Here is a 20,020-nt window from a genome sequence, read left to right on the forward strand (position 1 = left end):
GCCGGCTCTCCCGGCGGATGGAGAGGCCCACCCGGTCGGGGCGGCGTTCCAGAGGTGGGGAACCGGCCCCGGATGATCCGCCGTGCCGGAACGCGGTGCCGCCCCGTTACGCCGCGCAGCGCACGACGACGGTGGACCGCAACTCGCCATCGGTCGGCCTAACGGGGGTTACGCCGAGCGGCACCCGGACGAGGCCGCGCGGCGGCAGGATGAAGCCCCCTCCCGCGTCGCCGCGCTCGCCTCCGACGCCTCGAAGGTGACTTCCACCTCGAGCGGGCGGGCGAGCCGGTTCCGCAGCGCCGCGACGTGCAGGAAGCCGGCGCCGGTCAGGTCGCGCCCCCGAGGGAGGCCCTCGGTCACGATCGACTCCACGGCCGCGTAGCCGAGCGCGACGCAGTCGCGCCGCGGCTCCGCCGCGGAGGCCCGCGCTTCCACCCGGCGCGCCGCGGCCTCGCCCGCGCAGATCGCGAGGAGGAGGGAGAGCAGGAAGACGGCGGCATACATCGGTCGTTCGCCTGTCCGGGGCATGCGGCGAAGGTCGCGCCGGCGCAGTGCCGAGGCCATTCGATCGTGGCGATCCCCGCGATAGGCGGAGCGGCGTTCCGGTCAGCGTCCGGGCTCGGGCCCGTGTCCGGCCACGGGCCGGCCTACCGGCAGGTCGACCGGCCCGGCCGGGGCGGGGTTGCCGAAGGCCCCCTCGCGCCCGCGGGCAGCCCGGCCGACCGCCGCGCCGGACCAGCCGGTCAGGCGGGAGGTGCCATGACTCGGAGGCGATGGCCGTCCGGGTCGGCCGCAACGAAGTTCCGGCCGAACTCCGCGTCGGCGGGCGGCTGCAGGATGGTGATCCCGCGCGCCCGCCACTCGGCATGGGCCGCGTCCACGTCCTCCGCCGGGAAGACGAGCTCGCCGCCGCCCCGGCCTTCCGCGGCGGGGGAGACCCCGGCCCGCGTCCAGAGGCCGAGCGCGCCGCCGGAGGGCAGCGGGAACATTGCGAAGCCCGGGGAGGCTTCGGCGGGCGCGTGCCCGAGCAGGGCCTCGTAGAAGGCCGCGCTCGCCGGCGCGCTCTCGACGTAGAGGATGGTCATGCGGGGGTGGGACATCGCGCTCGCTCCGTGTGGGTGGCGGGCGCAAGGTCGCAGGGGGCGATGACAGTTCCTGTCAGCAGCCGCTCGTCACGCCGCGCTATCGCAGCAGGACCGGCAGAAGGGCGTCGAGGCGGAGCCGCCCCTCCCCCGTCGCCCGCAGGCGGCCGTCGGGGAGCCATTCCAGGTAACCCTCCTCCCGCAGCGCCTGGAGCATCGGCGGGTCCACCACGGCCTCCCAGGCCAGGCCGGCGCGGCGCGCGATCCGCGCGGGGTCCACGCCCTCGGTCAACCGCAGGCCCATGAGCATCGCCTCGCGCCCGCGCTCGACGTTGGACAGTGCCGCTTCTTCCACCCGCGCGTGACCCTGCGCTTCGACGAGGGAGAGCCAGACCTCCGGCGCCCGGTGCCGCCGGGCCGCCAGCACCGCGCCGCCCCGCGTCAGCCGCTGGTGCGCGCCGGCGCCGATGCCGAGGTAATCGGCGTAGCGCCAGTAGGCGAGGTTGTGGCGGCTCTCGGCCCCGGGCCTGGCGTAGTTGCTGACCTCGTAGGGCAGCAGGCCGAAGCGCGCGGCTTCCTCCGCGGTCGCGGCGTACATCGCCGCGGCATCGTCGTCCGCGGGCAGGGCGAAGGCGCCGCGGGCGTGCTCGGTCGCGAAGCGCGTGCCCGGCTCGACCGTGAGCTGGTACAGCGAGAGGTGATCGGCCGCGAGCGAGAGGGCGCGCCGCAGTTCCTCCCGCCACGCCGCCTCGGACTGGTCGGGACGCGCGTAGATCAGGTCGAAGGAAAGCCGCGGAAAGGTCGCGCGCGCATGCTCCAGCGAAGCGATCGCCTCCCCCGCCGAATGGTTCCGCCCGAGGAAGCCGAGCGCCGCCGCGTCCAGGGCCTGCACGCCGAGCGACAGGCGGTTCACGCCTGCATCCCGGAAGGCCCGAAGCCGCCCGGCCTCGACGGAGGTCGGGTTGGCCTCCAGCGTCACCTCCAGGTCCGGATCGGGGTCGAAGAGCGAACGCGCCGACTCGACCAGCGCCGCCACGGCCTCCGGCGGCATCAGCGAGGGCGTCCCGCCCCCGAAGAACACGGAACCCAGGCGCCGCCGGCCGGTCCGCGCCGCCTCGTGCTCCAGCTCCGCCAGCAGGGCGCGGCCATGCCTTGCGGCATCCACCCCCTCGCGCACATGGGAGTTGAAGTCGCAATACGGGCACTTGGCCGCGCAGAAGGGCCAGTGGATGTAGAGGGCGAGCGGATGGTCCACGGCCGCATCGGCCGGGGCTGCCGCGATCACCGTTTCGGACACGTTCTCGGACAGGCTTTCAGGCACTGGGGCGATATGGGCACGACGACGGGCGAGGCGACAGGGTCGGTCGAACGGGTCAGGGCCGCCCTCCGCGCGGCCGGGCACGCCGACGCCGTGCAGGAGTTTCCCGACGGCACGAAGACCGCCGCCGACGCGGCCGCGGCCATCGGCTGCACGGTCGCGCAGATCGCGAAGTCCGTGATCTTCCGGGGCGGGGAGACCCCCGTGCTGGTGATCGCCTCCGGCGCCAACCAGGTGGACACGGGCAAGGTCGCTGCCCTCACCGGCCTGCCGATCGGGCGGGCGGACGGCGCCTGGGTGAGGGCGACGACGGGCTTCGCGATCGGCGGCGTCGCCCCGCTCGGCCACGCCACCCCGCCCGTCGTGCTGGTGGATGAGGACCTGTTCGCCCTCGACCCCGTCTGGGCCGCCGCCGGGTCGCCACGCCACGTCTTCCGGACGACGGCGGCAGATCTTCTGCTGATCAGCGGCGGACGGCGTGCCGAGGTCGCCGCGCGCGGGTGACCCCCAGTTCCAAACAGGCCCCCGGACAGGCCCCCGAACAGGCCCCCCGACAGGCTGACGAACAGGCCCCCGAGGCCGACGGCCTGCCCCAGCCCCGCCGGACTTGGGCGATGGCCGCTGTCCTTCTCTCGGTCGCGGTGTCCGTCCTCGACGGATCCATCGCCAATGTCGCGCTGCCGGGGATCGGGCGGGCGCTGGGCGTGGCACCGGCCGAGACGATCTGGGTTGTCAACGCCTACCAGCTTGCGATCACCGTCGCCCTGCTGCCGCTGGCGGCGCTGGGGGAGATCGTGGGCTTCCGGCGCGTCTACCTCACCGGCCTCGTCGTCTTCACGGTGGCCTCGCTGGCCTGCGCCTATGCGGACTCGCTCGGCTGGCTCATCGCGGCCCGCGCCGTGCAAGGACTAGGGGCGGCGGGGCTGATGGGGATCAACTCCGCCCTCGTCCGCTACATCCAGCCGCGTGCCCGGCTCGGGCGCTCGATCGGGCTGGTGGCCGTCGTCGTCGCGACCTCGGCCGCGGCGGGGCCGGCGATCGGGGGGCGATCCTGTCCGCGGTGGGCTGGCCGTGGATCTTCCTCATCAACGTGCCGATCGGGATCGCGGCCTTCGCGGTGGGGCTGCGGACCCTGCCGCAGACCCCTCGGGCACGGGATCGCTTCGACTGGCTCTCCTCCCTCCTCACCGCGCTCGCTCTGGGCGGGCTGATCCTGGGGCTGGACGGCATCGCGCACGGGCAGGGCGCGAGGGCGATCATCGGCTGGCTCGCCCTGGGGCTGGTCACCGGCGCCTGGCTCGTCCGCCGGCAACTGCACGCGCGGCGCCCCGTGCTGCCGCTGGACCTGCTGCGCATCCCGCCCTTCCGGATGGCCATCGCGACGTCGATCTGCACCTTCGTCGCGCAGGCGCTGGCCTTCGCCTCGCTCACCTTCCTGCTGCAATCGGGCTTCGGCTTCAGCGCGCTGGCGGCGGGGCTGCTGACGACGCCCTGGTTCGCGACGACGGCGGTCACGGCGCCGCTCGCGGGGCGGCTGGCGGACCGCTATCCGGCGGGGCTGCTCTGCGGCATTGGGCTGGGGACGCTCGCGCTGGGGTTGGTCGCGTTGGCGCTGCTGCCGGCGCAGCCGCATCCGCTCGACATCGCCTGGCGCATGGCGGTCTGCGGCGGCGGCTTCGGCTTCTTCAATACGCCGAACAACCGGGCGATGCTGACGGCCGCACCGCGGGAACGCTCGGGCGGTGCGTCGGGGATGCTCTCCACCGCGCGGCTGTCGGGGCAGACGATCGGGGCGGTGCTGGTGGCGCTGGTGCTCGCGCGCGGCGCCGAAGGCGCGTCGGCACAGGCGATGACGGCGGGGCCGACGAACGCTCTGTGGCTCGGCGCCGGTTTCGCCGCGCTCGCGGCGGTCGTCAGCCTGATGCGGCTGCGGGATCGAGGATGATGCGGAAGCGCAGGCCTTCGCCGCCGTAGGCCGCGGCTTTGGCGAAACGCTCCACCAGCACCCCGCCATTCACCAGGATCACACGCTGGGACACGGCGTTGTCCGGATCCGTCGTCAGGTCGATCCAGGGCAGGCCGAGCGCCCGCGCCTCCGGAAGCAGCAAGCGCAAGGCTTCCGTGGCGTAGCCGCGCCGGCGCTTCCAGGGCACCACCGCGTAGCCGCAGTGGCCCAGCACGTGCGGTGGCAGTGCCGCCGTCCCCGGTTGCCAGCGCAGGCCGATGGAGCCGCAGAACGCGCCGTCCCACATCCAGCGCCGGAAGCCGGGCAGGCGCGGCATCCGCGACCCGTCGGGCAGGGTGATCGGCGGCCCCTTCGCCTCCCGGTCCTCCAGGCCCGCGATGAAGGCAGCGGGGTCGCGCGCGATCGCCTCCAACTGCTCCGCCGCAGCCTCGGGCCGCGTGTTGTCCGGCGACCACCCGGTTTCGAGCGCCGCGGCGTAGGAGGGCAGGTGCTCCGACGCGGGACGGACCAGTTGCAGCATCACGCCCCCAGGCGCCGCCGCAGCGCGCGTACGGCGGAGTCGGGCGTCGTGAACACCGGCTTGCCCGTCGCTTGCTCCACCAGCGGCGCCGCGCGGGCGAGGGAGAACTGCGCCAGCGCGATCGCATCGCAGTCCGCGATCCGCCGCGACGCCTCCGCCGCGAGGCGGTCATGCGCCGTGGCGTCGCCCGCATCCAGCGCGGCCAGCGCCCCCTCCGCCAGGCAGGGCACCACCATCACGCCCGCCGGGAACTCCGGCGGGATGGAGACGAGGGAGGCGGGGAAGGTCGCCAGCAGCCCGACCCGCGCGCCGGCGCCGACGCTGGCAACGACCTCCTCGATCATCGCCTCGTTCGGTTTCAGCACGGGCCGGGGCGCGAGGTCCCGCGCGCAGGCCTCGATGCACGGCCCGAAGGCCGAGCAGGTGAAGAGGATGCCGTCCGCCCCCGCCCCCACGGCGTAGCGCGACAGGGTCAGGAAGCGCTCCGTCATCACCGGCGTCAGCGCGCCGTCGCGCGCGAGGTCGGCCGAGAGGCTGTCGTCCAGCAGGTTCGCCAGCCGGGCTTCCGGCCACAGCCGCGCGAAGGCCGCCTCGATCGGTGGCGGGGAGTGGCGGAGGGCATGGATCAGGGCGACACGCATCGGGGCACGGTCGCGGGCGCGCAGCGTGGCCGCAAGCGCCCCCTACGCAACCCCGCCCTGCCGGGGCACCATGTCCGCATGCCGTCCCACATTCTCCACCGCACGATGACCGCGACACCGCCCCTGGCGGTGCGGGGCGAAGGGTCCTGGCTGCACCTGGCCGATGGCCGGCGCATCCTCGATGCTTCCGGCGGTGCCGCGGTGTCCTGCCTCGGCCACAACCACCCGGACGTGGTGGCCGCCGTGCAGCGGCAGGTCGGGGTGCTGGACTACGCCCACACCGGCTTCTTCACGAACGAGGCCGCGGAGGCGCTGGCCGATCGCCTCGTCGGCCATGCGCCGGGTGGCCTGACGATGGCCTACTTCGTCTCCGGCGGGTCGGAGGCGATGGAGGCCGCGCTGAAGCTCACCCGCCAGCACTTCCTGGAGAAGGGCGAGCCGCAGCGGACGAAATTCATCGCGCGCCGCCAATCCTACCACGGCAACACGCTCGGCGCGCTCGCGGCTGGCGGGAACGCCGCGCGCCGCGCGCCCTACGCGCCGCTGCTGGCTGGTTCCTTCAGCCACGTCTCCCCCGCCTTCGCCTATCGCGGCCGGCGCGACGAGGAGGACGAGGCAGCCTACGTGAATCGCCTGGCGGGAGAGTTGGAAGCGGAGTTCCATCGCCTGGGCTCCGCCAACGTCGCGGCCTTCATTGCGGAAACCGTGGTCGGCGCGACCGCCGGCTGCGTTCCGCCCCCGGCCGGCTATTTCCGCCGCGTGCGGGAGATCTGCGACCGCCACGGCGCACTGCTGATCCTCGACGAGGTCATGTCGGGCATGGGCCGCACCGGCACCCTCCACGCCTGGGAGCAGGAAGGGGTCGCCCCGGACATCCAGGCCATCGCCAAGGGCCTCGGCGGCGGCGTGCAGCCGATCGGCGCGATCCTGATGAACGACCGCGTCATCGCACCGATCCGCGAGGGATCCGGCGCCTTCCAGCACGGCCACACCTACCTCGCGCATCCCGTGGCCTGCGCGGCGGCGCTGGCGGTGCAGGACGTCATCGCGCGCGACGGGCTGCTGGACCGCGTGCGGGTGCTGGGCGCGCGGCTGGAGGCGGGGCTGACCGAACGCTTCGGGAACCACCGCCACGTCGGCGACGTCCGGGGACGCGGCCTCTTCCTCGCCATCGAACTCGTGGAGGACCGCGCGACGAAGGCGCCCTTCGACCCGGCGCGCCGGTTGAACATGGCGGTGCGGGAACGCGCGTTGGGACTGGGCCTTGCCATCTACCCGGGCGGCGGCACCGCGGACGGGCACGCGGGCGACCACGTCCTCATCGCCCCGCCCTACACGGCGACGGAAGCGGAGATCGACCTGACCATCGAACGGCTCGGCGCGGCCGTCGATGCGGCGCTGGCCGCCTGATGCCCCGCGCCACGCTCCTCTGGGCCGGGTTGCTCGGCCTTGTCTATCTCGGCCTCGCCGTGCGGGTGATCCGGGCGCGGGGGCAGGCCCGCACCGCCCTCGGCCATGGCGGCGACCGGACGCTGGAACGGGCCATCCGCGCCCACGGCAACTTCGCGGAATACGTGCCCTTCGCGCTGCTCCTCCTCCTCCTCGCGGAACTGTCGGGAATGGCGGGCTGGGCGGCGCACGCCGCCGGCGCGCTGCTCCTCGCCGGCCGCGTCAGCCACGCGCTGGGCATCGCGCAGGAACCGGAGAACTTTCGCTTCCGCGTCACGGGCATGGCGATCACCTTCGCGGTCATCGCGTCGCTGTCCTTCACCTGCCTCATCGGCGCCCTGCGCTGACCGGGGCGGGCGGGGCTTCCCCCACGGCGTCGTTACGGCGCGGCTCCCGTCGCGCGAATGTCACGTGCGCACCCCTGAAGGGCGCCTTAACCGGCGCCGCGCCACCCGTGCCCTCGACGGCCCGGGGGCCTTGGGAGCAGCACGATGGGTGAAGCGAAGCGACGGAACGAAAGCTCGACCGTGCGGGTCAGCACCCCGCCGGGCGGGCCGGTGGATCCCGGACCCTCCCCGCTCTCCGGGGGACTCTTCGGTTATTCCTGGCCGGTCCTCGGGGCGGCGGCCGTCCTCCTCCTGCTCCTCATCATCGGCTGGTCCATGGCGATCTCCCGGGGCAACCGGCTGGAGAGCGCGGAGGCGACCGGCCGCAGCAGTGCCGCCCGCGCGGCGGAACTGGAAGGCACGCTGAACCGGGAACGCCAGGCCAATGGAGACCTCGCCGCCCTGAGCCAGCGGCTGGAGGCCACGCGCGCCGGCCTCGGCACCGCCGAGACACGGCAAGGCGAACTCACCCGCACGAACACCGAGGCCGAGGCGCGGAGCCGCGAACTGGCGGGACAGGTCACCGCGGCCGAGGGACGCCTCGCGCAACTGGCGCAGAGCGTGACGGCCGCCGAGGCGCGGACGACCGAGCTGCAGACGGCCGCCCAGCAGGCGCAGGCCCGGGCCGAGGCGCTGCGGGGTGAGATCACCGCAGCCGAGGCGGCCGTTGCGGAGCGCCGGGCGCAGGTGACGCAGCTCGAGGCGACGCGCGACACCCGCACCACCGAGGTCCGCGACGCCGAGGCGCGGGCCCGCGAGCTCGCCGCCTCGATCCAGGCCGCCGAGGCGCGGGTGGCCGCGCTCTCGGCCGAGGCGGGGCGGGCGCAGGAAGCGCTGACGGCCCGCCAGGCCGCGATTGCGGGAATCGAGGCGCGTCAGGCCGCGCTGCGCGACGCGCTGGCCGCGGTCGAGGCCAGCCTGGCGTCGCGCAACAGCGCGCTCGCCGGGGCCGAGACGCAGCTCGCCGAGGTGACGCGCGCCGCCGAGGCGCAGGCCGAGCGGGCCCGCGGCCTGGAGGCGCGGGTGACGGAACTGCAGTCCGCGGTGACCACGGCGGAGGGTGAGCGCGCCCGCCTCGCCGCCGCGGTGGAGCAGGCGACGAGCGCCCGCGGCACGGCCGAGGCGCGCCAGCGCGAGCTCACGGCAGCGCTGACGGCCGCGGAGGAGAACGTCACGGCGGCGCGGCGTCGTGCCAGCGAGGCGGAGCAGCGCGTCGCCGCACTGGGCGGCCAGGCGTCCCAGGCCGAGGCCGCGCTGAACGCCCGCCGGTCCGAGACCGAAGAGGCCGAGCGCCGCCTGGCCGAAGCCCGCAACGGCATCGCGGCCGCCGAGAACGAGGTGGCCCAGCGTCGGGAGGCGGCGCAGCGGCAGGTGCAGGAGGTGGAGCAGCGGGCCGTGGCTCTGCGGACCGAGGTGCAGGCGCGGGAGGCGGAGCTGGAGCGCCTGCGGGCCGAGGTGCTGCGGCTCGAGGGACAGGTGACCGACCGCCAGCGGCAGACGGAGGGCACGGCGCCGGCCGGGACCCAGCCCGCCCCCGCCCGCTGACGGAGCCTTGTTCCGGTACGAGGCCGTGCCGGGCTCGGCCCGATCCTCGTGCCATGGTGTGGGTGAGTTCGGGAGGCACTGCCTTCCGGCCCCCTGCGCCAACGCTTGCGTTCGCGCACCGACGGGGGCGAATGGATCTTCCGGATCCCGCGTTCCGGTCGACGTCCCGGACTAGAGCCTGTTTGCTTCACGTTGAAGCGTAGCCTGCGTGGCGGAGGTAGTTGCACCCACCGAAATCCCGAAAGCGATTCAGACAGAAACAAGCATGCTCTAAGGAGGCCGCCTTCGGGCCTCCTCAGCCCAGGACATCACAAATGGCCCGTGGTCCTGGGGCGCACTCGCCCCTGGTGGGTGGGTCTGGGAGGGCGAAGGCCGCCCCGGGGCCACCGGCCCGCCAGCAGCGTCCGTCCCCCGACCAGCGCAGCCCGGCATCACGCCTCGCCTTCCGTCGGTGCCTCGGGCCGCCGGCGCCCCGGGGCGGAACGTCCTCGGCACGACGCCGCGGTGCGAAGGTCGGCCGGTCGCGGATCGCTCTGCCGACCGTCGCGGGCCGAACGGCCGGGGCCGGAGAACAGGCAGGTCGCGCGATGGCGTCCGGTCCCGGTGAGCCCGGGTCGGTCCAGGCCGATGGGCGCTGGCGTCGATCGGTCTGGGCCGTCCCTCGAAGGGCAGGTCTGCCGGTGCGGGCGATCCCGTTCTGCGGGGGTCTGCCCTACGCGACGGGGATCGGCACCCGCGCCAGCACGGCCTCGCCCTTGCCGCCTGCGGCGAGGCCGCCTGTGCCGAGGGCGTAGAGGGCGCGACCGTCAGGGGTGACGGCGACGGCGGTGCTGCCCTCGACGCCCGGGGCGGGGATGGGGAGCGGCGTCGCGGCGCCGGGCGGCAGGCGTGCCAAGCCCTCCGCATGGGTCGCGGCGTAGATCGTGCCGTCGGGCGCCACGGCGAAGTCGTCGATGCCGAGCGGCATCGAGGCCGCCACCGCCAGGCCCCGGCCGTCAGGGGCCACGCGCAGGAGCTGCCGCGTCGCGGAGTTTGAGAGGAGGATCGCGTCGCCGGCGCGCTTGATCCCGTTCACGCCGGGATAGGGGTGCGCGGGGTCCGGACGGAGGAGCGGGTCGTCGAGCCAGACGGACGCAGTGCCGGCGGCGAGGTCCACGAGCCAGACCCGGCCGAGCGCGCTATCCGCCAACAGTAGCTTGTCCGGCGCGAGGAGCAGGCCGCCGTTCGGGAACACGGCCTCGGGCAGCGCGATACGGCGCGTCACGGCGCCGGCGGGGTCGAGCAGCAGCACGGCCGCCTGCCCCCGCATCGCCGCGGGCCCGTCCATGAAGGAGGCGCCGTGGACGGCCAGCGCCTGCCGCCCGCCGCCGAGCGCGGTGAGGCTGACCGGATGGGCCGGGACCTCGGCGAAGGTGGCGTGGCCGCCTGAGGGCGACCAGGCTTCCAGCCGACGCGCGAAGTAGTTCGTGAAGAGCACGCGGCCATCGGGCTCGACAACGAGGTTCTCGAGGAAGGTGCCGTTCGGGAAGCGGACGAGGATGTCCACGGCCCCCTGCGCGCGGGCGATGCGCAGGGCGGGAAGGGCGGCGAGGAGGCCGAGGGTGCGGCGGTTGATCATCGGGTTTCGCCCAGGATCATCGGTGCGAGCATGGGGGCCATGAGCATCTCGAATTCCAGGTTCGTGGCACTGACGATGTTCTCGACGATCAGGCCGTCGCGCAGCCGCGCCACGTGGGTCTCGTCGAAGAGGACTACGCGGCCCGTCGCGGGCACGCCGAAGAAGTCGCGGGCGTGGCGCTGGCGGGAGTGGAAGCGGGTGACGACGCGCGTGCCGTCGGCGGATTCGAACTGGTCGATGATCTGGACGGGTGACTCGGCCGGGAAGGCACCGACGAAGGCGGTGAGGATACCCTTGTATTCGTCGAGCCCGTCGATCGGGCCCGTCGGCTTCAGGCCGGTGATGCCCTGGATGCGGGGGTGCGCGGTCGCGTCGGCGGCGGCGAGGTCGGCGCGGCCGAGGAAGTCGGTCACGAAGCGGCGGACGGTGTCGATATTCCGGGACATGGCATGAACCTCCGGGCGGGTCAGCCCTTGAAGATGATCTCGGCGCGGAAGGCGCCGGCGGGGTCGGCGTGCAGGTCCCAGAAGGCCTCGGCGATCCGGTCGGGGTCGAAGGCGGTTCCGGGGGCGACGGCGCCCGCGATGGTGACGGTGCCCGCGTGGATGCCAGCGGGGGCGAGCTCCGCATGCAAGGTCTGGGCGAGGCTGCGCAGCCCGGCCTTGCCGACCGCGAGCGAGGCGGCGGGGAGCCATCCCGTGGGGCTGAGCGCCAGGCCGCCGCCGGTGAGGAGGATGCTGCCGCGTCCCGCCGCCCGCATGCCCGGCAGCACGGCCTGCGCCGCGGCGAGCGCGCCGACGACATTAACCGCGAGGTCCGCCGCGAGGTCGGCCGGCGCGAGGGCGGAGGGGCCGGGCGTGGCCATGCTCGCGCGGTAGGCGTTGTAGACGAGCACCTCGGCGCCGGGCGGCACCGCCGCCGTGAGCGACGCGTGGTCGGCGGCGTCCGCCGCGCGCAGGGTGATCCCGGGGCCGGCCAGGGCGGCGTGCCGCGCGGGGTCGCGGGCCAGCCCGACCACGTCGAAGCCGCCGGCGACGAATCGGCGGGCCACCGCGGCCCCGACGCCAGGCCCGAAGCCGATGATCGTGCAGAGGGGGCGGGTCATGCAGGGTTTCCGTCGTGCATCGTCGTGGGCTCATTCACGACCGGGGCCACCAGTCGGGCAGGGGCGTCGCCTTCTGCTCGTGAACCTGTGCGATCGCCGGCATGCCGATCAGCGGCGTGTAGTCGAACGCGATCAGCCCCCGGGCGACCTGCGGGTAGGTGTCGAAGCGGGCCTTCGCGGCTTCGACGCTCTCGGCCTCCAAGACCATGAAGGTGCGCTTGTAGGCAGGGTCCATGTAGGCCTGGAGGATCAGGCCTTCCTCGTAGAAGCGGCGGCCCGCCGCGAGCTCCTCCTCCATGTCCGCCATGAGGGCGGCCTCGGTGGCGGCCGGGGTCGGCTTGCTCGTCGCGAAGATGCGCATGTTGGGGGTCGTCCCTGATACGGCATCACGGATGCTGCGCCTTGCCCCGGGGATGCCGCCATTCGATAGTCGGCATAGTTCGTATCATCCGTGACGATGAACCTCTCGGCCCTCGACCTGAACCTGCTCCTCGTCTTCGAGGCGCTTCTGCTGGAGCGCGGGGTGTCGGCCGCGGCCCGGCGCCTCGGCCTGGGGCAGCCCGGCACGAGCGCCGCGCTCGGGCGGCTCCGCGCGATCCTCGGCGACGAGCTGTTCGTGCGGTCGGGCGGGGAGATGCGGCCGACGGCGAAGGCGCTGGAACTGGCGCCGGGCATCGTCGCGGCCCTCTCGGGGCTGCGGCACACCTTCGAGGCGGGGATCGACTTCGAGCCGGGCGCGGCGTCGCGGGGGTTCGCGCTCGGCAGCACGGACTACACCTCGCTCGTCCTGCTGCCGCCGCTCGTCGCGCATCTCCGGCGGCGCGCGCCGGGCGTGGACCTTCACGTCATCGGCTACGAGAAGGGGACGGTGGCGGAGATGCTGGACCGGGGGAGGTGGACGTGGCCGTAGGCGTGTTCCCGCGGCCGCCGGAGCGCGCCGTCGTGGCGCCGCTGTTCGAGGAGCGCTTCGTCGGCGTGGCCCGGCGGGGTCATCCGGGGATCGTGGGCGGGCGAATGGATGCGGCGACCTTCGCGGGCCTGCCGCATGCCCTGGTCACGACGCGGCGCGACGCGACAGGTGCGGTGGACGAGGCGCTGGCGGCGCGCGGCCTGAAGCGCCGGATCGCGCTGACGCTGCCCTACGCGATGGCGCTGCCGGTCGCGCTGGAGGGGACGGACCTCGTCGCGTCGCTGCCGTCGCGCCTCGCCCGGCGGGTGGCGGAGGACGGGGGCGTGCAAATCTTCGACCTGCCGGTGGACGTGGAGGCTTGGACGGTCTCGATGCTCTGGCCCGCGAGCGCGCGGAACGACCGGGCGCTGGGTTGGCTGCGGGAGACTATCCGGGGGTTGGCTGCGGCAGTGTAGGGGCGGTGACCGTCGGCCGTGCGACCTGACCCAACCAGTCCTCGAGGTTGTAGAAGTTCGTCACGCGGGCGATGCGGCCGTCGCGGAGGGCGAAGAAGGCGCCACCGGGGAGGGTGTAGGTCTGGCCGCGTGCCTTGGGCAGTCCTTCGTCGGTGGCCAGGTAGGTGCCATGCACGACGTATTCGGCCGATGCGCGGGTGCCCGCGCTGTCCGTCATCACCACGATGTCGGACAGGCGTTCGCGGTAGCAGCGGTCCATGCGTGCCATGAAGGCGGCGAAGGCGTCGCGTCCCGTCTCGCGGCTGCCCTGGTTGATGTCGTGGACCACGTCGTCGGTGAGAAGCGCTAGCATCGCGTCGCGGTCGCCGCGGTCGAAGGCATCGTAATAGGTGCGGATGAGGCGTTCGGCGTCGGTCACGGGTGCTGCTCCGGCGTGATGATGCGCGGCGGCGGGATCTGCGCGGGCCAGTCGCGATGGTTGCGGACGGCGCCGTCTTCCCGCACGCGGGCGATGGCGTGGGGGTCGAGGGTGGCGAAGGTCCAGCCGGGGGTGTCCATCGCGCCGGCGGCGATGATGCCGTCTTCGGGGAAACCGCGATCCACGGGGCCGGAGATGACGGCGCGGCCGCGGTTGACGTCGAGCGCGGCGAGCCAGGGGGCGTCGCCGACCGTCGGGGCGACGGCGACGTGGCACTGGTTCTCCATCGCGCGGGCGCGTGCCGCGATCTCGACGCGGTTGAAGCCGTGCGGGGTGTCGGTGCAGGTGGGGACGAGGATGAGCCATGCGCCGGCCTCGACCTGCGGGCGGACGAGCGTGGGGAACTCGGCATCGTAGCAGATGGCGAGCCCGATGCGGCCCCAGGTGGTTTCGAAGACCACGGGCGGCGCGCCTGACGTGACGCACCAGGATTCGGCTTCGAAGCGCGTCATGGCCGACTTGTCCTGGAAGGCGACGGCGCCGTCGGGGTTGATGAAGGGGGCGCGGTTGACGACGGCGTCGCCGCTGCGCCAGGGGAGAGTGCCGGGCTGCAGCCAGACGCGGCGGCGGCGCGCGGCGTCGCGCATGATTCGAAGGATCGTGGCTGCGGCGTTGGCAACGGCGCTGAGTTCGTCGGCGGGGTCGCCGTCCGCGCCGAGGGCGGCGGCGGTTTCCATGCACGCGTATTCCGGCATGAGGAGGAGGTCCGCGTTGCGCGCGCCTTCGGCGACGAGGACGTCGAGCTTGGTGGCCCAGGCGTCGAGGGATCCGACCCGCGTCACGGGGTAGGCGAGCGTGCCGAGGCGGAGGGTCATGCGACGGGGAGCGGCTCATCGCGGAGGGGCTTGGCCCAGAAGCGGAGGGTCTTTTCCGTCTCGTCGGGCTGGCCGAGGTCGCGCCAGCACATGCGGCATTCGACGGCGATGGGTACGTAGCCGCGCTTCCGCCAGAAGGCGTGCAGGTCTCCGGTGGCGGGTGGGCGCAGCGGGTGGTCGTCGGGGCGGATGACGGCGCAGAACGTGGCGAAGGCGGCATTGCCGTGCGCGCGGGCGATGGCTTCGCGGGCCTCGAAAAAGCGGACTCCGAGGCCGGTGCCGCGGTAGGCGGGCAGCAGGACAGATTCGCCGAAATAGAAGAAGCGGGTGACGTCGAGGCCAGCGGATTCGAAAGGGGCACGGACGTTCGCGGACTCGTCGCGGAGGGGAAGGCAGGTGGCGGCGCCGATCGCTTCCTCGCCGTCGAGCGCGAGGATGAGGTGCATGTGCGGCGATCGCGCGTAGGCGCCCTGGTATTCGTCCTCCTGCGCCGCATCGGCTTCGTAGAGGTAGGGCCAGTCGCGGAAGACGGTCGCGCGGAGGCGGGCGAGGTCGCGCAGGCGCGGGCGGATGGCCTCGCCGGTCAGCGTGACCAGGCGGGGTTCAGCCACCCCGCAGGCCCCGCGTGTTCGTGCCGACGGTGTAGAGCGAGCGGGAGGCCGCCATGAACAGGCGGTTGCGGTGCGGGCCGCCGAAGCAGACGTTCGCGCAGCGCTCGGGCAGCGTGATGTGGCCGATCGGGGCGCCGGCGCTGTTGAAGACGCGGACGCCGTCCTGCTCCGCGGTGCCCATGCCCCAGCCGCACCAGAGATTGCCGTCCTCGTCCACGCGGAAGCCGTCGGGCGTGCCGCCGGGTTCGGCGGTGACGAAGTCGCGGCGCGGGCCAAGCGTGCCGTCGGCGCGCACGGGATAGGACAGGATCTTTCGCGGGTCTGTGCGGCATTCGACGACGTAGAGGAGGGATTCGTCGGGGGAGAAGGCCAGGCCGTTCGGGCCGACGACGTCGTCGGCGACGATGCGCAGCGTGCCGCGCGCCGGGTCGGCGCAGTACACGGCCCAGGGAAGTTCCTGTTCCGCGCGGCCGCCTTCGTGGTCGTGCAGGATGCCGAAGGGCGGGTCGGTGAACCAGATCGTGCCGTCCGATTTGACCACGACGTCGTTCGGGGAGTTGAGGCGCTTGCCCTGGAAGGAATCGGCGATGACGGTGATGCTGCCGTCGTACTCCGTGCGGGTGACACGCCGGCCGCCGTGTTCGCAGGTGATCAGGCGGGCCTCGCGGTCGCGGGTGTTGCCGTTGGCGAAGTTCGAGGGCTTGCGGAAGACGGTGGTGGCGCCCGTCTCCTCGTCCCAGCGGAGGATGCGGTTGTTCGGGATGTCGGACCAGAGGAGGCAGCGGTGGTCGCCGAACCAGACGGGGCCTTCGCTCCACATCGCGCCGCCGAAGAGCTTCATCACCGGCGCGTTCATCGGGCGGTAGCGCGCGAAGGACGGATCGAGGTCGCGCCAGCGCTCGTCGGGGTAGCGCTGCGAGGGGGTCCAGGGCGTCTCGTTGTGCGGCGTCTCGCTCATGCGCGGCAGGCTAGCCGCCCGTGAAACCGGCCGCGAGCCCCCCGCGTTGGAGCGATACCGGAACGGAGGATCGGCGTCATGATGAAGGGTGGTCTGATGTGGCTCATCGGGATTCCGATCCCGATCATCATCCTGCTGTGGCTGTTCGGCGCGCTGAGCTGACGACGAGGGGCTGACGGGGCGCGGGCAAGGGTCCGCGCCGCCGTCGGCCGTGGTTGCCGGGGCGCTGGCCTTCCCCGGCCTGGGCGCACAGGATGCGTCCATGGACCAGCCGATCGCGGACCCGCTGTCCGCCCGTGCCATCCCCCGATCCCCGCGCGCCGAGGCGACGCGGCAGCGCATCCTGGACGCCGCCCTGGTGGAGTTCGCGGCAAATGGGCTTGCGGGAGCCCGGGTGGATGAGATCGCGGCGCGCGCGGGCGCGAACAAGCGGATGCTCTACGCCTATTTCGGGTCGAAGGAGGACCTCTGGCTGACGGTGCTGGAGGCTGCCTATGGCCGGAAGCGGGAGGAGGAGCGGTCGCTGGCGGTGGACGGGCTGCCGCCCGACGAGGCGATGACGCGGTTGGTGCGGTTCAACTTCCGCTACACGGCGCGGCACCCGGAATTCGTCGCGCTGCTGAACCAGGAGAACGTGCACCGCGCGGCGTACCTGGCGCGCAGCGCGGAGGTCCGGGCGCTGTACTCGCCGATGGTGGACACTCTGCGGCGGGTGCTGGAGCGCGGTGCCGTGGCGGGGGTGTTCCGTGCGGGGGTGGATCCGGTGCAGGCCTACGTGACGCTCGTGGGCATCGGGCACTTCTACGTGGCGAACCTGCATACGCTGTCCACGATCTTCGGGACGGACCTTGCGGCCGAGCCGGCGCTGGAGGCGCGGGAAGCGCATTGCGTCGAGGTCGTGCTTGGGTGGTTGAGGCCGTGATGTGACGGGGCGCTTGACGCGGGTTCGTGGCGCCGCTTAGGTAACCGACTGGTTACTTAGATCGAACCTGGGGGAAACGGATTCATGGCGCAGCGGCGCATCGGGCTCATCATGCACGGCGTGACCGGGCGGATGGGGATGAACCAGCACCTGATCCGCTCGGTCGCGGCGATCCGGGCGGATGGCGGGGTGCCGCTGGCGAACGGGGACCGGCTGATGCCCGACCCTATCATCATCGGGCGGAACCGGGAGAAGCTGGAGGCGCTGGCGCGGGCGCACAGCGTGGAGCGCGTGGGAACAGACCTCGACGCCGCGCTCGCCAATCCGGACGACACGGTGTTCTTCGACGCGGCGACGACGCAGATGCGGGCGGAGCTGATCCGCAAGGCCATCGCGGCGGGGAAGCACATCTACTGCGAGAAGCCTTCGGCGGATAACCTGGCGGATGCGCTGGACGTCGCGCGGTTGGCGAAGGCGGCGGGCATCAAGCATGGGATCGTGCAGGACAAGCTGTTCCTGCCTGGCCTGCGCAAGCTGAAGATGGTGATCGATTCCGGCGCCCTCGGGCGGTTGCTGAGCGTGCGCGGGGAGTTCGGGTACTGGGTCTTCGAAGGGGATTTGCAGCCGACGCAGCGGCCGTCCTGGAACTACAAGAAGGCTGAGGGCGGGGGGATCATCCTCGATATGCTCTGCCACTGGCGCTACGTGCTCGACAACACCTTTGGGAGTGTGAAGTCGGTCTCCTGCCTCGGGGCGACGCATATCCCGAAGCGGTACGATGAGCGGGGCATGGCGTATCACGCGGACACGGACGACGCGGCCTACGCGACCTTCGAGCTGGAAGGCGGGGTGATCGCGCAGATCAACTCGTCCTGGGCGACGCGGGTGCGGCGGGACGACCTCGTGACCTTCCACGTGGACGGGACGCATGGTTCCGCGGTGTGCGGGCTGACGGATTGCTGGACGCAGTCGCGCGTGAACACCCCGAAGCCGGTGTGGAACCCCGACGTGCCGCAGCCCATCAATTTCTACGAGGGGTGGTCGAAGGTGCCGGACACGCAAGCCTACCCGAACGGGTTCCGGGTGCAGTGGGAACTGTTCCTGCGCTACGTCGCGGGGGAGGTGGCGGAGTATCCGTGGGACCTGCTGGCCGGCGCGAAGGGCGTGCAGCTGGCGGAGGCCGGGCTGCAGTCCTGGGCGGAGCGGCGGTGGGTTGATCTTCCGGCGCTGGAGGTCTGAGGCAATGCCCACCGTCAACCTGCCGACCGCCTCGGGTGCCATCGAGGCCTACGCGACCGGGGCGCCGGGGGACTTTCCGGTGGCCAAGCCGCCCTATCCCCGGATCGCCTTCGCGGCAGCGCATGTCGTCGCGGATGCGCGGGCGGAGCAGGATCCGTGGCTCGACGCGAAGGTGGACTGGGATCGGACCATCGCGTTCCGGAAGCATCTCTGGTCGCTGGGTCTGGGCGTCGCGGAGGCGATGGACACGGCGCAGCGGGGGATGGGGCTGGACTGGAACGCGGCGCAGGAACTGATCCGGCGGTCGCTGGACGCCGCGAAGGACGTGCCGGGGGCGGTGATCGCGTCGGGCGCGGGAACGGACCATGTCGCGCCGGGACCCGACGTGACAGTGGACGACGTCATCCGCGCCTATGAGGAGCAGTGCGAGGCGGTGGAGGCGATGGGCGGACGGATCATCCTCATGGCCTCGCGCGCGTTGGCGAAGGCGGCGCGGGGGCCGGAGGATTACGTCCGAGTTTATGACCGTGTGCTGTCGGGGGTCCGTGCACCCGTCATCATCCACTGGCTCGGCGAGATGTTCGACCCGGCGCTGGAAGGGTACTGGGGGCACGGCGACCACATGCTGGCGATGGAAGTCGCGCTGCAGGTGATCGCGTCGCATGCGGACAAGGTGGACGGGGTCAAGATCTCGCTTCTGGACGACCGGAAGGAGGTTGCGATGCGGCGGCGGCTGCCGCGTGGCGTGCGGATGTATACGGGGGACGACTTCAACTACGCGGAGCTGATCGCGGGCGACGCGGAGGGACATTCGGACGCGCTGCTCGGCATCTTCGATCCGATCGCACCGGCGGTGGGCGGTGCCTTGGCGGCGCTGTCGAGGAACGACCTATCGACCTTCCACGGCATCCTGGCGCCGACGGTGCCTCTGTCCCGCCACATCTTCCGGGCGCCGACGCGGTTCTACAAGACGGGCGTGGTGTTCATGGCCTGGCTGAACGGGCACCAGGACCATTTCGTGATGGTAGGCGGGCAGCAATCCGCGCGGTCCATCCAGCATTTCTCCGAGCTGTTCCGGCTGGCGGACAAGGCGGGGCTGCTCCGGGATCCGGACATGGCGGTCGCGCGGATGCGGAGCCTGCTTGCCGTGCACGGCGTCGCGTGATGGCAGCGCCCGGGCCGCTCTCGCTCAACACCGTCACGGTGAAGGAGAAATGGGGGCTGCGTGAGTGCATCGAAGGGTGCGCGCGGCACGGGATTCCCGCGATCTCGCCGTGGCGGGACGTGCTGCAGGCGATGGGGGTGGCGGAGGCGGTGCGGGCGATCCGCGATGCAGGGCTGGCGGTGTCGGGGCTGTGCCGGGGCGGGATGTTCCCAGCGATGGATGCGGCGGGGCGTGCGGCGGCGATCGAGGACAATCGTCGCGCGATCGAGGAGGCGCATGCGATCGGGGCGGCGTGCCTCGTCATGGTGTGCGGGGGACTGCCGCCGGGGTCGAAGGACCTGGACGGGGCGCGCGGCATGGTGCGGGACGGGCTGCATGCGATCATGGGGGATGCGCGAGCGGCCGGCATGACGATCGCGCTGGAGCCGTTGCACCCCATGACCTGCGCGGACCGGAGCGTCCTGTCCACGCTGGGGCAGGCGCTGGATCTGTGTGACGAACTGGGCGAGGGCTCGGGCGTCGCGGTGGACGTGTACCACGTGTGGTGGGACCCGGCATTGCGATCGCAGATGGCGCGGGCGGGGCGGCGGATCGCGGCCTTCCATGCCTGCGACTGGAAGGTGCCGACGGTGGACACCGTCTTCGACCGCGGGCTGCCGGGCGAAGGGTGCATCGATATTCCGGGCATCCGCGCGATGGCGGAGGAAGCGGGGTATCGCGGGCACGTGGAGGTCGAGATCCTGTCCAGGCGCTGGTGGGCGGAGGATCCGGACCGCGTGCTGGAGGAGATCGTGCGGCGCCACGCCGCGTCTTGCTGACGCTTCGGGAGGAACGAGA

The 20,020-nt window shown here is 72.8% G+C and carries 23 protein-coding genes and 1 pseudogene; 11 read left to right on the plus strand and 13 right to left on the minus strand.

The window, feature by feature from the left end:
* Window positions 1-168: 168 nt before the first annotated feature.
* The 3 genes from ACE7GA_RS09975 to hemW all read right to left on the minus strand — a co-directional run bounded on the left by ACE7GA_RS09975 (window position 169) and on the right by hemW (window position 2,337).
* A complete protein-coding gene (locus tag ACE7GA_RS09975; RefSeq protein ID WP_376098973.1) occupies window positions 169-528 on the minus strand; it encodes a hypothetical protein in 360 nt (119 codons plus the stop codon).
* A gap of 215 nt (window positions 529-743) precedes the next feature.
* Window positions 744-1,085: a VOC family protein gene (locus ACE7GA_RS09980; protein WP_376098975.1), complete on the minus strand. Its 342-nt coding sequence runs from the start codon at window positions 1,083-1,085 to the stop codon at window positions 744-746.
* A gap of 97 nt (window positions 1,086-1,182) precedes the next feature.
* On the minus strand, window positions 1,183-2,337 hold the full coding sequence (gene hemW, locus ACE7GA_RS09985; RefSeq protein WP_376100199.1) for a radical SAM family heme chaperone HemW: 1,155 nt from the start codon (window positions 2,335-2,337) through the stop codon (window positions 1,183-1,185).
* Window positions 2,338-2,412: 75 nt separating this feature from the next.
* Here hemW and ACE7GA_RS09990 point away from each other — a divergent pair, with 75 nt between their 5' ends.
* A complete protein-coding gene (locus ACE7GA_RS09990; protein WP_376098977.1) occupies window positions 2,413-2,904 on the plus strand; it encodes a YbaK/EbsC family protein in 492 nt (163 codons plus the stop codon).
* A 110-nt stretch (window positions 2,905-3,014) separates the two neighbouring features.
* A pseudogene (locus ACE7GA_RS09995) lies at window positions 3,015-4,345 on the plus strand (MFS transporter).
* Here ACE7GA_RS09995 and ACE7GA_RS10000 read toward each other — a convergent pair.
* Together ACE7GA_RS10000 and ACE7GA_RS10005 are read right to left on the minus strand one after the other, a co-directional pair.
* Window positions 4,314-4,886, minus strand: a complete 573-nt coding sequence (locus ACE7GA_RS10000; protein WP_376098979.1) for a GNAT family N-acetyltransferase — start codon at window positions 4,884-4,886, stop codon at window positions 4,314-4,316. The pseudogene ACE7GA_RS09995 and the gene ACE7GA_RS10000 overlap by 32 nt on opposite strands.
* Window positions 4,886-5,527, minus strand: coding sequence for an arylsulfatase (locus tag ACE7GA_RS10005; RefSeq protein WP_376098981.1), 642 nt, complete (start codon window positions 5,525-5,527; stop codon window positions 4,886-4,888). The genes ACE7GA_RS10000 and ACE7GA_RS10005 overlap by 1 nt, the downstream gene beginning before the upstream one ends.
* Before the next feature lie 78 nt (window positions 5,528-5,605).
* Between ACE7GA_RS10005 and ACE7GA_RS10010 the strand changes: the two genes are divergently transcribed.
* From ACE7GA_RS10010 to ACE7GA_RS10020, 3 genes are all read left to right on the plus strand, one after another.
* The gene (locus ACE7GA_RS10010; protein WP_376098983.1) at window positions 5,606-6,937 is read left to right on the plus strand and encodes an aspartate aminotransferase family protein; all 1,332 of its coding nucleotides are present in this window, start codon (window positions 5,606-5,608) and stop codon (window positions 6,935-6,937) included.
* Window positions 6,937-7,323: an MAPEG family protein gene (locus ACE7GA_RS10015; protein ID WP_376098985.1), complete on the plus strand. Its 387-nt coding sequence runs from the start codon at window positions 6,937-6,939 to the stop codon at window positions 7,321-7,323. The genes ACE7GA_RS10010 and ACE7GA_RS10015 overlap by 1 nt, the downstream gene beginning before the upstream one ends.
* Window positions 7,324-7,467: 144 nt before the next feature.
* A complete protein-coding gene (locus ACE7GA_RS10020; RefSeq protein ID WP_376098987.1) occupies window positions 7,468-8,907 on the plus strand; it encodes a hypothetical protein in 1,440 nt (479 codons plus the stop codon).
* 712 nt (window positions 8,908-9,619) lie between these two features.
* On the opposite strand, the gene ACE7GA_RS10025 is transcribed toward ACE7GA_RS10020, so the two are convergent.
* Genes ACE7GA_RS10025 through ACE7GA_RS10040 form a run of 4 tightly spaced genes read right to left on the minus strand, consistent with a single transcriptional unit; the run spans window position 9,620 to window position 11,991 of the window.
* Window positions 9,620-10,525, minus strand: a complete 906-nt coding sequence (locus tag ACE7GA_RS10025; protein WP_376098989.1) for a hypothetical protein — start codon at window positions 10,523-10,525, stop codon at window positions 9,620-9,622.
* Window positions 10,522-10,971, minus strand: coding sequence for an ester cyclase (locus ACE7GA_RS10030; protein ID WP_376098991.1), 450 nt, complete (start codon window positions 10,969-10,971; stop codon window positions 10,522-10,524). Before ACE7GA_RS10030 ends, ACE7GA_RS10025 begins: the two co-directional genes overlap by 4 nt.
* A gap of 20 nt (window positions 10,972-10,991) precedes the next feature.
* Window positions 10,992-11,630 (minus strand): SDR family NAD(P)-dependent oxidoreductase, encoded by a 639-nt coding sequence (locus tag ACE7GA_RS10035; protein WP_376098993.1) that lies wholly within the window; start codon window positions 11,628-11,630, stop codon window positions 10,992-10,994.
* Between the two features lie 34 nt (window positions 11,631-11,664).
* Window positions 11,665-11,991 carry a hypothetical protein gene (locus ACE7GA_RS10040; protein WP_376098995.1) on the minus strand — a complete coding sequence of 109 codons (327 nt, stop codon included), beginning with the start codon at window positions 11,989-11,991 and terminating at the stop codon, window positions 11,665-11,667.
* 96 nt (window positions 11,992-12,087) lie between these two features.
* Between ACE7GA_RS10040 and ACE7GA_RS10045 the strand changes: the two genes are divergently transcribed.
* Both ACE7GA_RS10045 and ACE7GA_RS10050 read left to right on the plus strand, forming a co-directional pair.
* Window positions 12,088-12,540, plus strand: a complete 453-nt coding sequence (locus ACE7GA_RS10045; protein WP_376098997.1) for a LysR family transcriptional regulator — start codon at window positions 12,088-12,090, stop codon at window positions 12,538-12,540.
* A complete protein-coding gene (locus ACE7GA_RS10050) occupies window positions 12,531-12,995 on the plus strand; it encodes a LysR substrate-binding domain-containing protein (RefSeq protein WP_376098999.1) in 465 nt (154 codons plus the stop codon). Before ACE7GA_RS10045 ends, ACE7GA_RS10050 begins: the two co-directional genes overlap by 10 nt.
* On the opposite strand, the gene ACE7GA_RS10055 is transcribed toward ACE7GA_RS10050, so the two are convergent.
* Genes ACE7GA_RS10055 through ACE7GA_RS10070 form a run of 4 tightly spaced genes read right to left on the minus strand, consistent with a single transcriptional unit; the run spans window position 12,967 to window position 15,857 of the window.
* On the minus strand, window positions 12,967-13,413 hold the full coding sequence (locus ACE7GA_RS10055) for a ketosteroid isomerase-related protein (protein WP_376099001.1): 447 nt from the start codon (window positions 13,411-13,413) through the stop codon (window positions 12,967-12,969). The two genes, ACE7GA_RS10050 and ACE7GA_RS10055, sit on opposite strands and share 29 nt — an antisense overlap.
* Window positions 13,410-14,288: a carbon-nitrogen hydrolase family protein gene (locus tag ACE7GA_RS10060; protein WP_376099003.1), complete on the minus strand. Its 879-nt coding sequence runs from the start codon at window positions 14,286-14,288 to the stop codon at window positions 13,410-13,412. The genes ACE7GA_RS10055 and ACE7GA_RS10060 overlap by 4 nt, the downstream gene beginning before the upstream one ends.
* Complete coding sequence (locus tag ACE7GA_RS10065; protein ID WP_376099005.1) at window positions 14,285-14,899, minus strand: GNAT family N-acetyltransferase; 615 nt, start codon at window positions 14,897-14,899, stop codon at window positions 14,285-14,287. Before ACE7GA_RS10065 ends, ACE7GA_RS10060 begins: the two co-directional genes overlap by 4 nt.
* Window positions 14,892-15,857 (minus strand): SMP-30/gluconolactonase/LRE family protein, encoded by a 966-nt coding sequence (locus tag ACE7GA_RS10070; protein WP_376099007.1) that lies wholly within the window; start codon window positions 15,855-15,857, stop codon window positions 14,892-14,894. The genes ACE7GA_RS10065 and ACE7GA_RS10070 overlap by 8 nt, the downstream gene beginning before the upstream one ends.
* 262 nt (window positions 15,858-16,119) lie before the next feature.
* Between ACE7GA_RS10070 and ACE7GA_RS10075 the strand changes: the two genes are divergently transcribed.
* From ACE7GA_RS10075 to ACE7GA_RS10090, 4 genes are all read left to right on the plus strand, one after another.
* On the plus strand, window positions 16,120-16,779 hold the full coding sequence (locus ACE7GA_RS10075; protein WP_376099009.1) for a TetR/AcrR family transcriptional regulator: 660 nt from the start codon (window positions 16,120-16,122) through the stop codon (window positions 16,777-16,779).
* 84 nt (window positions 16,780-16,863) lie between these two features.
* Entirely contained in the window at window positions 16,864-18,018 is a 1,155-nt protein-coding gene (locus ACE7GA_RS10080) for a Gfo/Idh/MocA family protein (RefSeq protein ID WP_376099011.1), read from the plus strand.
* A 4-nt stretch (window positions 18,019-18,022) separates the two neighbouring features.
* Complete coding sequence (locus ACE7GA_RS10085) at window positions 18,023-19,183, plus strand: dihydrodipicolinate synthase family protein (protein WP_376099013.1); 1,161 nt, start codon at window positions 18,023-18,025, stop codon at window positions 19,181-19,183.
* Entirely contained in the window at window positions 19,183-20,001 is an 819-nt protein-coding gene (locus ACE7GA_RS10090; RefSeq protein WP_376100201.1) for a sugar phosphate isomerase/epimerase family protein, read from the plus strand. Before ACE7GA_RS10085 ends, ACE7GA_RS10090 begins: the two co-directional genes overlap by 1 nt.
* Window positions 20,002-20,020 lie beyond the last annotated feature (19 nt).

Origin of the sequence: Roseomonas sp. CCTCC AB2023176, assembly GCF_042259275.1 — a bacterium.
Classification (GTDB): Bacteria; Pseudomonadota; Alphaproteobacteria; order Acetobacterales; family Acetobacteraceae; genus Roseomonas.